At 72.9% G+C, this 15,942-nt stretch carries 13 protein-coding genes and 1 other RNA gene; 7 read left to right on the forward strand and 7 right to left on the reverse strand.

The annotated features are described in order from the left end of the window. Positions 1-417 precede the first annotated feature (417 nt). Positions 418-1,461, forward strand: coding sequence for a LacI family DNA-binding transcriptional regulator (locus DVA66_RS07045; RefSeq protein ID WP_114559433.1), 1,044 nt, complete (start codon positions 418-420; stop codon positions 1,459-1,461). Between the two features lie 14 nt (positions 1,462-1,475). Beyond that, positions 1,476-1,851, forward strand: an RNA gene (rnpB, locus tag DVA66_RS07050) — RNase P RNA component class A. Between the two features lie 20 nt (positions 1,852-1,871). Here rnpB and DVA66_RS07055 read toward each other — a convergent pair. Genes DVA66_RS07055 through DVA66_RS07065 form a run of 3 tightly spaced genes read right to left on the reverse strand, consistent with a single transcriptional unit; the run spans position 1,872 to position 4,763 of the window. Beyond that, positions 1,872-2,567, reverse strand: coding sequence for an ANTAR domain-containing protein (locus tag DVA66_RS07055; RefSeq protein WP_114559434.1), 696 nt, complete (start codon positions 2,565-2,567; stop codon positions 1,872-1,874). Next, complete coding sequence (locus DVA66_RS07060) at positions 2,564-4,039, reverse strand: RNB domain-containing ribonuclease (RefSeq protein WP_232821815.1); 1,476 nt, start codon at positions 4,037-4,039, stop codon at positions 2,564-2,566. The genes DVA66_RS07055 and DVA66_RS07060 overlap by 4 nt, the downstream gene beginning before the upstream one ends. Before the next feature lie 16 nt (positions 4,040-4,055). After that, on the reverse strand, positions 4,056-4,763 hold the full coding sequence (locus DVA66_RS07065; RefSeq protein ID WP_198671553.1) for a zinc ribbon domain-containing protein: 708 nt from the start codon (positions 4,761-4,763) through the stop codon (positions 4,056-4,058). A gap of 159 nt (positions 4,764-4,922) precedes the next feature. On the opposite strand from DVA66_RS07065, the gene DVA66_RS07070 reads away from it, so the two are divergent. Together DVA66_RS07070 and DVA66_RS07075 are read left to right on the forward strand one after the other, a co-directional pair. Continuing rightward, positions 4,923-6,137 (forward strand): Bcr/CflA family efflux MFS transporter, encoded by a 1,215-nt coding sequence (locus DVA66_RS07070; protein WP_114559437.1) that lies wholly within the window; start codon positions 4,923-4,925, stop codon positions 6,135-6,137. Between the two features lie 149 nt (positions 6,138-6,286). Continuing rightward, on the forward strand, positions 6,287-8,248 hold the full coding sequence (locus DVA66_RS07075; RefSeq protein WP_114559438.1) for a BCCT family transporter: 1,962 nt from the start codon (positions 6,287-6,289) through the stop codon (positions 8,246-8,248). Positions 8,249-8,323: 75 nt separating this feature from the next. Here the strand turns inward: DVA66_RS07075 and DVA66_RS07080 are convergent, their stop codons facing one another. After that, a complete protein-coding gene (locus DVA66_RS07080) occupies positions 8,324-8,980 on the reverse strand; it encodes a hypothetical protein (protein ID WP_114559439.1) in 657 nt (218 codons plus the stop codon). Positions 8,981-9,054: 74 nt separating this feature from the next. Further along, a complete protein-coding gene (locus tag DVA66_RS07085; protein WP_114559440.1) occupies positions 9,055-10,518 on the reverse strand; it encodes a WS/DGAT/MGAT family O-acyltransferase in 1,464 nt (487 codons plus the stop codon). 80 nt (positions 10,519-10,598) lie between these two features. On the opposite strand from DVA66_RS07085, the gene DVA66_RS07090 reads away from it, so the two are divergent. Continuing rightward, complete coding sequence (locus tag DVA66_RS07090) at positions 10,599-11,102, forward strand: Rv3235 family protein (RefSeq protein WP_114559441.1); 504 nt, start codon at positions 10,599-10,601, stop codon at positions 11,100-11,102. On the opposite strand, the gene secA is transcribed toward DVA66_RS07090, so the two are convergent. Further along, a complete protein-coding gene (gene secA, locus DVA66_RS07095; protein ID WP_114559444.1) occupies positions 11,074-13,983 on the reverse strand; it encodes a preprotein translocase subunit SecA in 2,910 nt (969 codons plus the stop codon). The two genes, DVA66_RS07090 and secA, sit on opposite strands and share 29 nt — an antisense overlap. Before the next feature lie 120 nt (positions 13,984-14,103). On the opposite strand from secA, the gene DVA66_RS07100 reads away from it, so the two are divergent. Beyond that, positions 14,104-14,760: an alpha-ketoglutarate-dependent dioxygenase AlkB gene (locus tag DVA66_RS07100; RefSeq protein WP_114559442.1), complete on the forward strand. Its 657-nt coding sequence runs from the start codon at positions 14,104-14,106 to the stop codon at positions 14,758-14,760. Continuing rightward, on the forward strand, positions 14,760-15,326 hold the full coding sequence (locus DVA66_RS07105; protein ID WP_114559443.1) for a GNAT family N-acetyltransferase: 567 nt from the start codon (positions 14,760-14,762) through the stop codon (positions 15,324-15,326). Before DVA66_RS07100 ends, DVA66_RS07105 begins: the two co-directional genes overlap by 1 nt. On the opposite strand, the gene DVA66_RS07110 is transcribed toward DVA66_RS07105, so the two are convergent. Then, positions 15,316-15,942: DNA glycosylase AlkZ-like family protein (locus tag DVA66_RS07110; protein ID WP_198671554.1), on the reverse strand; the 627-nt coding region annotated here is incomplete at its 5' end. The genes DVA66_RS07105 and DVA66_RS07110 overlap by 11 nt on opposite strands.

Here is a 15,942-nt window from a genome sequence, read left to right on the forward strand (position 1 = left end):
GCGCCGCCATCGCCCGAGGGTGCCGGCGCCTGGTTGCCGCCCGGCACACCGCTCGAGCCCGCGCCGCAGCCGGCCAGACCGAGCGCGGCCGCCGCGCCGAGCGAACCGGCGAGGAGGCCCCGTCGGGTGAGACCGGAGGTCGTCGGTGAGGGCATCAGGAGGGTCCTTTCCACAGGAGGGATCAGTCGGGAGTCGACGGAGTCGATCAGCCGGGGAGCGCAGCGCCGATGGGCGGGAACGGGGCGGCAGCTGCCGCGGGGACACTCCCCCGGCCGGTGACGGCGTCGTCGACCTGCACCGCTGCCCTCCTCGTCGAGTTCCCGCGCCACGGCCCGTTCTACAACGGTTGAAGCGCACGTGGTGGCTATTTCTACAACGGTTGACCTCGGATGTAAAGCGTCGTCTAGGCTGCCGGGCATGGTGGCTGCAGGAGCGGGGCGTCCGGCCGGGCGGACGCCCACCGCGCGGTTGAAGGACGTCGCCGCCCGGGCCGGGGTGTCGGTCAAGACGGCCTCGAACGTCATCAACAACTACCCGCACATCACCCCGGCCACCCGGGCCCGGGTCGAGCAGGCCATCCGCGAGCTGCACTACCGGCCCAACCTCAGCGCCCGCCAGCTCAAGCACGGCAAGGCCGGGTTCCTCGCCCTCGCGGTGCCGGCGATGGAGTCGCCCTACTTCGCCGAGCTGGCCGCCCTGGTCAGCGCCGAGGCCACCCGGCTGGGCTACCTGATGCTGCTCGACACCACCGGGGCCGACGCCGCCGCCGAGCGTCTCGTGCTCGACGGCGTGCGCACCCACCTCATCGACGGGGTGATCTTCTCCCCGCTGGCCCTCTCGGCCGACGAGATCGCCGACCGCGCCGACCAGCTGCCGATGGTGCTGCTCGGCGAGCGTGCCGTCCCGCCGGGCTACGACCACGTCGCGGTGGACTCCGTCGCCGCCGCCCGCAGCGTCACCGAGCACCTGGTCTCGTTGGGCCGGCGGCGGGTGGCCGCGATCGGACGGGAGTCGGTGCGGGGCACCGCCTCGGTCCGGCTGGACGGCTACCAGCAGGCGCTGGCCGCCGCGGGGCTCCCGGTCGATCCCGGTCTGGTGCGCGGGGTCGCCCAGTACGGGCGCGAGGACGGCCGGCGCGCCATGCACGAGCTGCTGGCCCTGCCCGAGCGCCCGGACGCCGTCTTCTGCTTCAACGACCTGATGGCGGTCGGTGCGCTGCGGGCCTGCGCGGAGGCCGGTGTCCGGGTGCCCGAGCAGGTGGCGGTGGCCGGCTTCGACGACATCGCCGAGGGCCGCTACACCAGCCCGTCGCTGACCACCGTGGCCGCGGACCTGCAGGTGCTCGCCCGGGAGGCGCTGCGTCTGCTCATCGCCCGGATCGAGGACGCCACCGACGGACCGGAGTCGGTCCAGGTGCCGTGGTCGCTGCAGGTGCGCGAGAGCACGGTCGGCCCGCGCTAGCATGGTCGGCTGGACGAGCCGGCCAGGTGATCGCGGTCCGACAGGATCGAGGAAAGTCCGGACTCCACAGAGCGAGGTGGTGGGTAACACCCACCCGGGGCGACCCGCGGGACAGTGCCACAGAAAGCAGACCGCCTCTCTCGAGGGAGAGGTCAGGGTGAAACGGTGGTGTAAGAGACCACCAGCACCCCAGGTGACTGGGGTGGCTCGGTAAACCCCACCTGGAGCAAGGCCAAGAAGACCGTGCCGCGCACGGTCGCGGGAGTGCCTGAGGGCTGCTCGCCCGAGCTCCCGGGTAGGCCGCACCAGGCCGCTGGCGACAGCGGTCGCAGATGGATGATCACCGGCCCGCGAGGGTCACAGAATCCGGCTTATCGGCCGGCTCGTCCACCCCACCCGGGCCCGGGCCGTCAGCCGCCGTGCCGGGCGACGTGCTGGGCCGCGACGTCCCGCAGCTTGGTGTTGCTGTACTGGGACTCCTTGGCGAGCAGGGCGAAGGCGCCCTCCGCGTCGACCCCGAGCTTCGCCATCAGCAGGCCGACCGCCTGCCCGATGACCCGCTGCGTCTGCATCGCCACCCGGAAGTGCTCCACGTCCGAGCTCGCCTGCATCCACGCCGCGTGCAGCTCCTGCGCCCGCGCGTACAGGTCGCTGTCGGACTCGTCGAGGGTCGGGTCGGTGGCCTGCTGCCGCCGCTTCCGCAGCTGCATCCACTCGGTCACCTCGGTGACCCGGTGCACCAGCCAGACGACTTCGCCGTCGTCGTCGAGGATCGGCACGTTGACCGGGCTCCACCACCGCTCGACCCACTCACCCGTCGCAGGATCGGGGAGGTCGTACTGCTGGATCGGCATCGTGTCCGGACGCCGGGTCGCCAGGACGCGCTCGAGGGAGGCGCGCAGGTTCTGCACCCCGGTCGCCGTCTCGTCGCCCGGCGGGTCGGGGAAGGCCTCGAAGAGCCCCTTGCCGATGACGTCCTCCCGGCGCCGTCCGGTCACCTCCTCCCGGGCCCTGTTCATGCCGACGACGACCAGGTCCGGGCTGAGCACGAGGTACGGGGTCGGCGCGGCGTCGAACAACGCCTCGTAGTCGATGGACTCGCTCATCGGGCCTCCTTCGTCGCAGTGTCCCGCTCGCCGCACGGGCGGGCCGTCTCGAACCGCACCAGCGCGCGCTCGACGTCGGCCTCGACGAGGCGGACCGTGGTCTCGGCCCCGAGCCGCAGACCGTCCCCGGTGACGGCGCCCTCCACCGCCGGTTCGGCGACCACCAGCCGTCCCCGCCGGACCGGTTCACCGGGCTCGTGCTCGTCGACGTCGACCACCACCCCGGTGAACGTCTCGCCCACCCGCGGGGCCAGCACCAGCGCCTCGGTCAGGTCGATGATCCGCCGCTCGTAGGCGCCGGCCCGCCGACCCGTCCCGGCCATCACCTCCGGCAGCCCGTCGAGCGCCCGCAGCACCCACGACGGCACCGGCTCGTCCGCGCACAGGGCCAGGCAGGTCGCCAGCACGTAGCGGTCCACCAGCCGGCGCAGCGGGGCGGTGGTGTGGGCGTACTCGGCCGCGATCGCCGCGTGCGCCACCGTCGTCGGCACGCTGCCGGAGAACGCGACGTAGCCCGCCCCGCGGAACAGGGTGGTGCAGGCACGCAGCATCGCCGCGTGGGCCGGCTCCGCGGGGTCGAGGCCGCGCACGAACTCGGGGTAGTCCATCTCGCCGGGCCAGCGGATGCCGAGCGCCTGGCTGGTCCGCCGCAGCCGCGCCAGGCCCGCGTTCTCCGCCGGTGGCAGCGTGCGCAGCACCCCGACCTCGGCGTAGAGCATCATCTCCGCGGCCACCATCCCGGTGAGCAGCGACACCTGGGCGTTCCAGCCCTCCACCGGCAGCGGCGAGCGGTACCCCAGCTCCCACGCCCCGGACGTCCCCACCCGCACCTCCTGCTCGGGGATCGGCAGGCTCACCCCGCCGCGGCTGCGCTCCTGCTCCTCGCGCAGCAGACCCACCTCGCGCAGCAGCCGCAGGCTGTCCGACGCCGAGCCGTCGTCGATCCGCCGCTGGGCCTCGGCGTAGCTGAGCTGCTCACGGCTGCGCACCAGCGCCCGACGGCAGCTGCTGGAGCCGAACGCGCCGTCGGCGTCCAGGTCGACCTGCCACACCACCGCCGGGCGCGGCTGGCCGGGGAGCAGGCTGGCGGCGTCCTCGCTGATCACCGTGGGGTGCAGCGGGATCCGCCGGTGCGGGGCGTACAGCGTCTGGCCCCGACGGTGCGTCTCGGCGTCCAGCGCACCACCCGGGCGGACGAAGGAGGCGACGTCGGCGATCGCGTAGTGCACGCGGTAGCCGCTCCCCCGCCGCTCGACGAACAGCGCCTGGTCGAGGTCGCGGGAGCCGGGCGGGTCGATCGTCACCAGCTCGAGCCCGGTCAGGTCGAGCGCGGGGACGTCCACCTCGGCCACCGCCCGCTCGGCCTCGGCCAGCACGTCGGCGTCGAACTCCGCCCGCACCCCCAGCTCGCCCTCCAGCGCGGCCAGGCCCTCAGCCAGCCCGGCCGGCAGCTGCGAGGCCGGCAGCCTCACCTGGCGGGCAGGCACCTCAGAGCCCCGACTCCGGGGTGCGCACGAGGATCCGGCTGCACTCCTCGCAGCGCAGCACCTGGTCGGCGGGCGCCTCGGCGAAGGCGCGCAGGTCGGCGGCGTTGAGCTCGATCAGGCACCCCTGGCACCGGCGCTGGCGCAGCGCCGCCGCACCGCTGCCCTGGGCCGCCCGCAGCTTGTCGTAGAGCGCGAGCAGGTCGGGGGGCAGCTGCGGGGCCAGCTGGTTGCGCTCGCGGACCAGCCCCCGTCCCTCCGCGTCGATGTCGGCCACCTTGGTGTCGCGTGCGGCGCGGTAGGTGGCCAGCTGCTGCTCCAGCGCCTCGGCCCGACGGCCCAGCTCGGCCCGCTCCGCGGTGGCGGTCTCCAGGGCCTCCATCACCTCCAGCTCGGCGTCCTCCAGCGTGGCGATCCGGGCGGTCAGGTGCTCGACCTCCTCGATCATCGCCCGCAGCGCCTTGGGGTCACCGGCCGTCCCGCCGTCGATCCGCTCCTGGTCGCGGGTGCGTCGCTGGCGCACCGGCTCCAGGTCGGCCTCGGCACGACGCAGCGCGGTCTCGAGGTCGGAGACCCGGGTGTCGGCGGCGACCAGCTCGTCGGCCAGCGCCTCCTGGTCCCGCTCCAGCCGCTTGATGTCGGCGAGCTCGGGCAGGGTCCGCTTGCGGTGCAACAGCTGAGCGATGTGGGTGTCGAGGGCCTGCAGGTCCAACAGGCGCAGCTGGTCGCTGGGTTCGGCTCTGATGATGACTCCTCCGACGCACTGGGATCCGCACTCTAGCGGTCCGGACTCTAGCGACGGCGACCGTCGCCGCGGCCCCTAGGATCGGCGGGTGACGACCAGCACCGGCCACCCCGCCGCAGGCGACGAGTGAGCGAGCACACCGGCCCGGCCGGCCAACCGCTGCGGGGCTTCGCCCTCATCCTGCTGCTCGGCTCGCTGACCGCGCTCGGACCGCTCACCATCGACACCTACCTGCCCGGGTTCCCCGAGATGGCCGTCGACCTGGAGGCCACCGAGTCCCAGGTGCAGCTGACGCTGACCACCATGCTGCTCGGGCTCGGCCTCGGCCAGCTGGTGAACGGGCCGCTGTCGGACACCATCGGCCGGCGCATCCCGATCGTCATCGGGCTGTGCGGGCACATCCTCGCCTCGGTGCTCATCGCGCTGGCCCCCACCCTGGAGCTGGTGGTGGCGCTGCGCCTGCTGCAGGGCTTCTTCGGCTCCGCCCTGGCCGTGGTGGCGATGGCGGTGGTGCGTGACCTCTTCGACGGCCTCGGGGTGGTGCGCACGCTCAGCCAGCTGTCCCTGGTGATGGGGCTGGCGCCCATCCTCGCCCCCAGCCTGGGCGGGGTGCTGCTGGCCGTCACCACCTGGCAGGGGGTGTTCGTCTTCCTCGCCGTGGCCGCGGTGCTGCTGCTGGTGGTCGCCCTGCTCCGCTTCCCCGAGACGCTGCCGCCCGAGCGGCGCCTGCCCGCCGGTCTCGGCTCGACGCTGGGCGCCTACCGACGGGTGCTCTCCGACCGGCACTTCGTCGTCATGGTGGTGGTCGCCGTGGCCAACTCGATCTGCCTGTTCAGCTACGTCTCCGGCTCCTCCTTCATCTTCCAGGAGGGCTACGGGCTCAACCCCCAGCAGTTCGCCCTGGTGTTCGGGCTGAACGGTCTGCTGCTCATCGCCGGCACCCAGCTGACCCCGGTGCTGGTGCGCCGGTTCGGCGCGCCGGTCGTGCTGGGCGGCGCGCTCGCGCTGGGCCTGCTGGCCGCGATCACGATGTGGGTGCTCTCGGTCCTCGGCACCGGGCTGCTCGGCGCGATCATCCCGCTCGGCATCATCATCGGCAGCCTCGGCTTCTGCATGCCCACCACCACCACGCTGGCGCTGGAGCACCATGCCCGCACCGCCGGCACCGCCACCGCCGTGCTCGGTGCCGGGCGGTTCGCGGTGGCCGGGGCGGCCGCGCCGGTGGTCGGCCTGCTCAGCGACGGGACGGCCGGCCCGCTCGGCCTGGTCGTGGTGGTGGCCAACCTGGCGGCCCTGCTGCTGCTCCTACGGCTCTACCGGGGGCGTCGGCGCCCGGCGTAGGCTCGGGCTGCACGGCCGCCGACGACGTGTGGGCGCCATCAGGTCGTGATCCCGGTTTGTCCTCCGCCGGGCGGGTTTCCTAGGTTGGTCGACAGTTCACGTCCGCGGATCCGCGGGCCACGCACCGGCGTGCCCGCAGTGAGGAATGCATGAGAGCACTGACCGACTCCTGGCGCGGCATCCACAAGCCCGTCTTCATCCCGGCCTCGATCGTCATCATCGGGCTGGTGGTCTTCGCCGCCGTGAGCAGCCAGACCGCCTCCGACACCTTCACCGCGCTCAACAGCGCGATCACCGACGGCGTCGGCTGGTGGTACATCCTGGCCGCCACCGTCTTCGTGGTGTTCGCCGTCTTCTGCGCGTTCAGCCGGGTGGGGTCGATCAGGCTGGGACGCGACGACGAGAAGCCCGAGTTCGGCATGTTCTCCTGGTTCGCGATGCTCTTCAGCGCCGGCATGGGGATCGGTCTGGTCTTCTACGGCGTCGCCGAGCCGCTGTCGCACTTCGTCATCCCGCCGCAGGCCGGCCGCGTCCCGCCCGGCACCGACGAGGCCGCCAACCAGGCGATGGAGCTGACCCTGTTCCACTGGGGTCTGCACGCCTGGTCGATCTACGTCGTGGTCGGTCTGGGCCTGGCCTACATGACCTACCGCAAGGGACGCCCGCTGTCGGTGCGCTGGCTGCTGGAGCCGCTGTTCGGCCGCAAGGCGATCGAGGGCGCGCTCGGCCACGCGATCGACGCCATCGCCGTCATCGGCACCCTGTTCGGCGTCGCCACCTCCCTCGGCATCGGCGTCACCCAGATCGCGGCCGGTCTGGAGTACCTGGGCTGGTTGGACGTGAACGCCACCTGGACGGTCGTCATCATCGCCATCATCACCGCGATCGCCACGTTCTCCGTGGTCACCGGTGTCACCAAGGGCCTGAAGTGGCTGTCGAACATCAACATGGTGCTGGCCGCGGTGCTGGCGCTGTTCGTGCTGCTGCTGGGCCCGACCCTGTTCATCCTGACCGCCTTCGTGCAGAACCTCGGCGGCTACGTCGGCGCGCTGCCGGAGATGATGCTGCGCACCGCCCCGTGGGCCGACGACACCTGGCTGGGCGACTGGACGATCTTCTACTGGGGCTGGTGGGTCAGCTGGGCGCCGTTCGTCGGCATGTTCATCGCCCGGATCTCCCGCGGCCGCACCATCCGCGAGTTCATCACCGGTGTGCTGGTGGCTCCCACCCTGATCGGTGCGCTGTGGTTCACCATCTTCGGCGAGACCGGCATCCTGCGGGCCCGGGACGAGATCGCGGCCGCGCCGCAGGGGCGCCCGACCGAGGGGCTGACGACCTGGGACGCGGGCACCGAGAGCGTCTGGTTCCCCGAAGGCGGCTTCTCGGTGAACTCCAACACCGCGCTGTTCCAGCTGCTGGCCGAGTTCCCGCTGGCCCAGGTGACCAGCGTGCTGGCGATCGCGGTGATCGTGTTCTTCTTCGTCACCTCCTCCGACTCCGGCTCGCTGGTCATCGACATCCTCTCCACCGGCGGTGATCTGGAGACGCCCAAGCTGACCCGGGTCTACTGGGCCGTGCTGGAGGGTGTCGCCGCGGCCGTGCTGCTTCTGGTCGGCGGCACCGCCGAGGACCCGACCGCGTCGCTGACGGCGTTGCAGACCGCCTCCATCGCCACCGCCGTACCGTTCTCGATCATCATGGTGCTGGCCTGCGCGGCGCTGCTGAAGGCGTTCCGCTACGACCTGGCCACGACGCCGCGCTACCTGCGGGTGGCCACCGCCGGGGACGTCCCGGTGCAGCCCGAACCCGAGGGCTCCGCTCCCCGGGGACGCCGGCGCGGCGGCATCTCCACCACCTTCGCCGGGCTCGCCCCCTCGCGCGAGGGCATCAGCACTCCGCAGGCCGGCGGGCTGGTGGTCGCCGTGCAGGACATCCCCGGCCACACCGTCGCGGTGGACCCGCGCAGCGGTGCGGTCGAGGTGGCCGACGACGCGCTGCCCACGGACCCGTTGAACGGCGAGGTGTTCGACACGCCGGAGTTCGCGGCGTCGGCCGAGGCCGCGCGGCTCGAGCGCGAGGAGCCCGCGCCGGAGCGGGACGAGGACCGCTGACCGGCGGCACCGCACGACCTGACGGCGCCGGGACGCCTCTCCGCGAGGCTCCCGGCGCCGTCGTCGTCGGAGCGCTCAGCTCCGCCACGCGGTGAGGACCAGCCGCCAGCCGAAGTCGCGCCGGGCCGGCACGGGCACCTCGGCCGAGCCGACGCCGAGCGCCACCCGGTGCAGCCCGTCGACCGAGGTCGTCGCCAGCCCGAGCAGGGCGATGTCGTCACGCTGCTCGGTGGTCCAGTGCAGGCCGAGCGCCTCGTGCCCGTCGACCACCCAGCAGTGCGCCCAGCCCGACACCTCGACCAGCCCGGCGGGGTCGCCGTGCAGCTCCGCCCCGTCCCCGGTGGTGCGCAGCGGCAGCTCGACCCGGTGGTGCCACGGGGCACCGGCGGCCACCCGGTAGCCGATCCGGACCGCTCCGGAGAGGCCGTGCACGGTCCGCGACAGCGCCGCACCGTCGGTCTCCACCCGCCAGCCGGGCGGTCCCGACGGCTGGCCGAGGCGGTCGACCGCCGCCGCTGGGCGCCACGGCCGGTCCGGCGGGGAGACGTCCCGCTCGCCCACGACCAGACGCTCAAGCCCCGCGGCGTCCTCGGTCAGCCAGGTGTGGTCGCCGGAGCGCAGCCCCGTCCAGCGACCGCCGGCGGTGTGGTCGAGCTGCAACCGCAGCTCCGACCGGGTCCACTCCCCCGTTCCCGGGGGGCCGGACACGGGACCGCTGCGCAGGGGGGCCATGGACGAGAACCTAGCCGCTGCAGGTGACGATCCGTCGGCGGCGTGTTCCGCGGCCGTGACGACCACCGGCGCGCTCAGCCGTCGCCGCGGCGCCGCGGGCGGGTCGGGGTGCGGGTCGAGCGGGAGTGCTCCACGGTGGCGCTCAGCTCCTCCAGCGCGTCCCCGACGCACTGGGCCAGCACGTCGAGGTCGCTGGCCTCGTCCCGGTCACCGTTGAAGCCGATGAACACCTCCCCGTTGTAGGAGGTGACGCCGATGGTGAGGATGTGGCCGGCGGTCAGCGGCAGCACCGGGAAGCTGGCCACCAGCTCGGCGTCGTCGAGGTAGACCGGGTGCTGCGGGCCGGGCACGTTGGTGATGACGAGGTCGTGCGGACGCCGCACCAGCTGGCTGGTCACCCGGGCGCCCAGGTGGTGCAGGGTGGTCGGGGCGAACCCGGCGATGTCGATGATGCTGCGGGCGTCCACCGCCAGCCCGGTGTCCTTGTGGGCCTTGGTGCCGTAGGAGACCTGGTGCAGCCGCATCAGCGCGTTGGGCTCCCCCACCGGTAGCCGCATCAGGTGCGGGGCCACCCGGCTGCCGAGGGAGGACGGGGTGCCGTCCTCGTCGATCACGCTCATCGGCACGCAGGCGGTCAGCTGGGAGCGGGTGAGCTGCTGGCCGCGAGCGGCGAACCAGGAGCGCAGCGCCCCGGTGAGCACCGCCAGCACCACGTCGTTGATCGTGCACCGGTGCGCCACCCGCAGCGTCCGCAGGTCCTCCAGCGGCAGCACCGCGCAGGCGAACCGGCGCTGCTGGGAGACCACGCCGGTCAGCGGCGAGTCCGCCGGTGGCCGGGCCCCGGTCATCAGGTCGGTGGCCAGCCCGCCGATCGTCTCGCCGAACCCGCCGACCGCCTCCCCCACCGCCACCGCGGTGCCGAGCACGCTGGTCACCCCGCGGCGCACCCCGTCGACCAGCACGAACGGGTCCCGGGCCGTCTCGACCGCCGTCTGCACCAGCAGGTCCACCGGGCCGGGCTCGGGCCGGGGCTCCCAGGCCGGGGTGGCGAGGTCGCCGCCGTCGGCCACCTCCTCCAGCAGCACCTGACCGATGTCGACGTGGTCCTCGCCGTCGACCAGCAGCTGGGAGGTCTTGGTGATGACCGCCAGCCGGTCGTCGTCCAGCCCCTCGACCAGGTACATCTCCCACAGCGGGCGGGAGTGGTCCAGCCGACGGGCCATCACCCGGCCGACGAACTCGCGCAGCTGCTCCAGCGAGCCCGGACGCGGCAGCGCGGAGCGGCGGACGTGGAAGCTGAGGTCGAACCCGTCGTCCTCCACCCAGACCGGTGCGGCGAGGTTGAACGGCACCGAGCGCAGCCGCATCCGGTAGCGCGGGACGTAGGCCAGCCGGTCCTCCACCAGCGCCGCCAGCCGCTCGTGGTCGATACCACCCGGGCCGGGGCGGAACACGTCGACGGTGCCCACGTGGTTGGGGTGGTGGGCGGTGTCCAGCGCCAGCAGGGCGTCCTCGGCGGCGGTCAGACGGTCGGCCATCGGCCCCTCCTCCGGCACTTGTCCACAGATCCGTCGACGGCGCCCGCGGGAGACGTCGCCGGGTACCAGGCTAGGCGAGCATGACGATCAGCGTCCTGCCCCTGCCCGTCCAGCACCCGCCGGTGGTCCGCGACGCCGTCGCCCCGGCCGTCCCCGCCGACCAGCCGACGCTGTTCGGCGAGGAGCCGCCGCTGCTGCGCGCCCCCGGGCCGGAGCAGCCGCTGCTGCCCGGTGCCGCCCGGACCGCGGCCGCCCTGGTGCGGCTGGTGCTGGAGTCGCTGGACGGCCGCCGTCCGGCCACCCAGCTGGAGAGCTGGTTCACCGAGGCGGTGCTCACCCAGCTCGCCGTCGAGCGCGGCCTGCGCCGGCGCTCGCGACGGCACCCGCCGGCCCAGCTGTGCTCGCTCCGGGTGCAGCACCCGCGCCCCGACGTGGCCGAGGTGAGCATCCGGCTGCACTCCGCCGGGCGCTCGCTGGCCTGGGCGATGCGGCTGACGACCGGTGGTCAGCGCTGGCGCTGCACCGATCTGGAGACGGGCCCGCGGCCCGGCCCCGTCAGCTGCGCGCTCCGTGGCACTGCTTGAACTTCTTGCCCGACCCGCAGGGGCACGGCTGGTTGCGGCCGACGCCGGCGTAGGCGTCCTGCTCCGCGGTGCCGGTGGCGGTGCTGGCCCGTCCGTCCTCACCCGGTGAGCTGTAGCTGAGCCGGCCACGGCTCTGCCCGCCGCCCAGCCCCTTGGCCGAGATGGTCGGCCGGCCCGGGGTCGCGGCGACCGCGCCGGCCGGGGAGCCGTCGTCGGGCTGGGCCGCGTCGGTGGCCGGGGTGTCGGTGTCGGGCTGGACGTCGGCGTCGGCCGGGGACGGCTCGCCGTCGCGGCGCACCTCGGTGCCGCCGGAGTCCGGATCCGGTCCGGAGGCGATCCGCTGCTGGAGATCGCCCACGGTGACCGGCCTGGCGCTGCCGTCGGCACCCGGGACGACGCCCACCTTCGGCACCTGGGAGACCTTGACGTCGAGGTTGAACAGGTAGCCGACGACCTCCTCGGTGAAGGCGGCCATCATCTGGTTGAACATGTCGCCGCCCTCGCGCTGGTACTCCACCAGCGGGTCACGCTGGGCCATCGCCCGCAGCCCGATCCCCTCACGCAGGTAGTCCATCTCGTAGAGGTGCTCGCGCCACTTGCGGTCGAGCACGGTGAGCAGCACCTGCCGCTCCAGCTCGCGCATGTTCTCCTCGCCGAGCTCGGCCTCCCGCTCGTCGTAGGCCCGGGTGGCGTCGGCCACGAACGCGGTGACCAGGTCGTCGGCGGTCAGGTCGACGCCCTCGTAGTCCTCACGGTCCAGACCGACCCGGTAGATCTGCGACATCTCGGTCCACAGCTGCTCGAGGTCCCAGTCCTCCACGAACCCGACGGTGTGGGTGCGCACCGTGCTCTCCACCACCTGGGCGGTGGCCGAGCGCAGCTGGGCCTCCACGTCGGCGCCCTCGAGCACCTTGCGGCGGTCGCCGTAGATGGCGTGACGCTGGCGGTTCATCACGTCGTCGTAGCGCAGGATGTTCTTGCGGATCTCGAAGTTCTGCGCCTCCACCTGCGCCTGGGCGCTGGCGATCGCGCTGGAGACCCGCTTGTTCTCGATCGGCTGGTCGTCGGGGATCTTCAGCGCCTGCAGCACCCACTCGACGACGTCGGACTTGAACAGCCGCATCAGGTCGTCGCCCAGCGAGAGGTAGAAGCGGCTCTCACCCGGGTCGCCCTGACGGCCGGAACGACCGCGCAGCTGGTTGTCGATCCGGCGCGACTCGTGGCGCTCGGAGGCGACCACGTACAGACCGCCGAGCGCGACGACCTCCTCGTGCTCGCTGGCCACCTCGGCCTCGATCGCCTCCAGCGTCTCGGCCCAGCGCGCCTCGTACTCCTCGGCGTGCTCGACCGGGTCGAGGCCCTGCTTGCGCAGCACCTGGTCGGCCAGGAACTCGGCGTTGCCGCCGAGGATGATGTCGGTACCGCGGCCGGCCATGTTGGTGGCGACGGTGACCGCGCCCCTGCGCCCGGCCTCGGCCACGATCGCGGCCTCCCGCGCGTGGTTCTTCGCGTTCAGCACCTCGTGCTTGACGCCGGCCTTCTTCAGCAGCGTCGAGAGGATCTCCGACTTGGCCACCGAGGCGGTGCCGATGAGCACCGGCTGACCCTTCTCGTGCCGCTCGACGACATCGGCCACCACGGCGGCGAACTTCGCCTCCTCGGTGCGGTAGATGAGGTCCTTCTCGTCGGTGCGGATCATCGGCCTGTTGGTCGGGATCGGCAGCACGCCCAGGCCGTAGATCTTCTGGAACTCCGCCGCCTCGGTGAGCGCGGTGCCCGTCATGCCGGCGAGCTTGTCGTACATCCGGAAGAAGTTCTGCAGGGTGATGGTGGCCAGCGTCTGGTACTCGTCCTTGATCTGCACCTTCTCCTTGGCCTCGATGGCCTGGTGCAGCCCCTCGTTGTAGCGCCGGCCGGTCAGCGTGCGGCCGGTGTGCTCGTCGACGATCAGCACCTCACCGTCGGCGACCACGTAGTCGCGGTCGCGCAGGAACAGCTCCTTGGCCTTGATCGACTGGTTGAGGTAGGAGATCAGCGGGGTGTTGGCCGACTCGTAGAGGTTGTCGATGCCGAGCCGGTCCTCGACGAAGTCGATACCGGCCTCGACGATCGCGACCGTGCGCTTCTTCTCGTCCACCTCGTAGTGGACGTCGCGCTGCAGCTTCGCCGCGATCTTGGCGAACTCGGGGTACCACTCGTGGCTCTCCTGCGCCGGGCCGGAGATGATCAGCGGGGTGCGGGCCTCGTCGATGAGGATGGAGTCGACCTCGTCGACGATGGCGAAGTGGTGGCCGCGCTGCACGCAGTCCTCCAGCTTGAGCGCCATGTTGTCGCGCAGGTAGTCGAAGCCGAACTCGTTGTTGGTGCCGTAGGTGATGTCGCAGGCGTAGGCGGCGCGCCGCTGCTCCGGCGTCATGCCGGAGAGGATGACGCCGGTCTCCAGGCCGAGGAAGTGGTGGATGCGGCCCATCTGCTCGGACTGGAACTTCGCCAGGTAGTCGTTCACGGTGACCACGTGCACGCCCTTGCCGGTGAGCGCGTTGAGGTAGCTCGGCAGGGTCGCCACCAGGGTCTTGCCCTCACCGGTCTTCATCTCGGCGATGTTGCCCAGGTGCAGCGCCGCCCCGCCCATCAGCTGGACGTCGAAGTGGCGCTTGCCGATCACCCGGCGGCTCGCCTCGCGGACGGTGGCGAAGGCCTCGGGCAGCAGGTCGTCGAGGGACTCGCCCTTCTCCAGCCGGGCCCGGAAGTCCGCGGTCTGTCCACGCAGCTCGTCGTCGTCCATCGCGGTGAAGTCCTCCTCGATGGAGTTCACCTGCTCGGCGATCCGCTGGAGGCGGCGCAGCTGCTTGCCCTCGCCCATGCGGAGCAGCTTGTCCATCAGTGCCACGGTGCAGTCTCTTCCCATCGACGATCGGTCCTCGGCCATCGTAGTGGCCCCGGCTGACGAGCCCCGGGTGCTGCTAGGGTGAACACACGTTCGATTCGAGGGAGGACGACGATGGTCCGCACCGACGCACCTGTCGTCGAGGCGCCCGGCGTGGCGCTGCAGACGTCGCTCTTCGACGCCGACCCGGTCGGCCTGGGTCCGCTGGACGCGGTGCACCGGGTACCGCTCAGCCGTGGCGCCTGGGTCGACCTGCTGCCGGGCTGGCTGTCCGGGGCGGACGCCCTGCTCAGCCACCTGGTCGAGGTGGTGCCCTGGCACGCCGAGCGGCGCCAGATGTATGAGCGCGAGGTCGACGTCCCGCGGCTGACGAAGTTCTACGGTGCGACCGAGCGGTTCCCGCACCCGGTGCTGGACGCCGCCCGCGACGCCCTCACCGAGCGCTACGCCGCCGAGCTGGGTGAGCCGTTCACCACCGCGGGGCTGTGCTACTACCGCGACGGCCGCGACTCGGTGGCCTGGCACGGAGACAGGATCGGCCAGGGGCGCGACGTCGACACGATGGTCGCGATCGTGTCGGTGGGGGCGGCCCGGACACTGGCGCTGCGACCCCGCGGCGGCGGCGACTCCCGTCGGCTGCCGCTCGGCCACGGCGACCTCATCGTCATGGGCGGCTCCTGCCAGCGCACCTGGGACCACGCCATCCCCAAGACCGCCCGCGACGTCGGCCCACGGGTGTCCATCCAGTTCCGCCCGACCGGGGTGCGCTGATGACGCCACCGCTGTCACCGGTGGAGACACCCCGGCTTCGGCTCACCCGGCCCGGGCCGGACGACCTCGCCGAGCTGTTCGCGCTGCACGCCGACCCCGACAGCTGGCGCCACCTCCCCACCGGCCGGCACCGCACCCGCGAGGACACCGAGCAGCTGCTGGCGGGCTACGAGCGCAGCTGGGCCGAGCACGGCCTCGGCGCCTGGGTGGCGCGCCGGCGTGAGGGACCGGAGGCGGGGGCGCTGGTCGGGATCGGCGGCTGCTCGATGCGCGACGACGTCGGGTGGAACCTCTACTACCGCCTGGCCCCGGCCTACCGGGGGCGGGGGCTGGCCCAGGAGATCATCGCCGCCGCGCTGCCGGCCGCCCGACGTGTCCGCCCGGAGCTGCCGGTGGTGGCCTACCTGGTGGAGCACAACACCGGGTCGAAGGCGGCGGCCGAACGGGCCGGGCTGGTGCTGCGCTGGCGCGGGCCCGACGCCGGCAACCCCGACCCGGACGCCGTCCGGCTGGTCTACGCCGACCGCGAGCTGGCGCCGGCCGTGCTGGAGTCGTTCACCGGCTGAGGGCGACCGCCCGTCGGAGGGCCGCTGCCAGGTCGCCGCGTTCGTCCACCGCCACGTCGTCCAGCCCCAGCCAGGACGCCATCAGCGCCAGCTCGGCGGCCAGCTCCGGCGCTGTCTCGGCGGGGGCGTCCGGCTCGGCCCAGGCGGCCTTGACCACCAGGACGCCGGTAGCCCGGTCGGCCTTGAGGTCGACCCGGGCCACCAGCCGCTCACCGAGCAGGAACGGGTAGACGTAGTAGCCGTACTGCCGCTTCGGCGCCGGCACGTAGATCTCGATCCGGTAGCGGAAGTCGAAGAGGTCCTGCAGCCGCTGGCGCTCGAAGACCATCGAGTCGAACGGGCTGAGCAGCGCCCGGCCGGCCACCCGCCGCGGCAGCCGGGACTCGTGCCACAGCCAGTGCGGCCGGTCCAGCCCGCGCACCGACACCGGCAGCAGCTCCCCGGCGTCCACCAGGTCGTCGACCGCCGGGCGCACCTGGGCGGTCTTCAGCCGGAAGTAGTCGGCGAGCGCCCGCAGGTCGGCCACCCCGAGCGCCCGGGCCGACCGGCGCACCAGCGTCCGCACCGCCTCCTCCGGCGCCGGCGTCGGCGCGGCGGCGACCTCGGGCGGCAGCAC

Origin of the sequence: Desertihabitans aurantiacus (assembly GCF_003344635.1) — a bacterium.
Classification (GTDB): domain Bacteria; phylum Actinomycetota; class Actinomycetes; order Propionibacteriales; family Propionibacteriaceae; genus Desertihabitans; species Desertihabitans aurantiacus.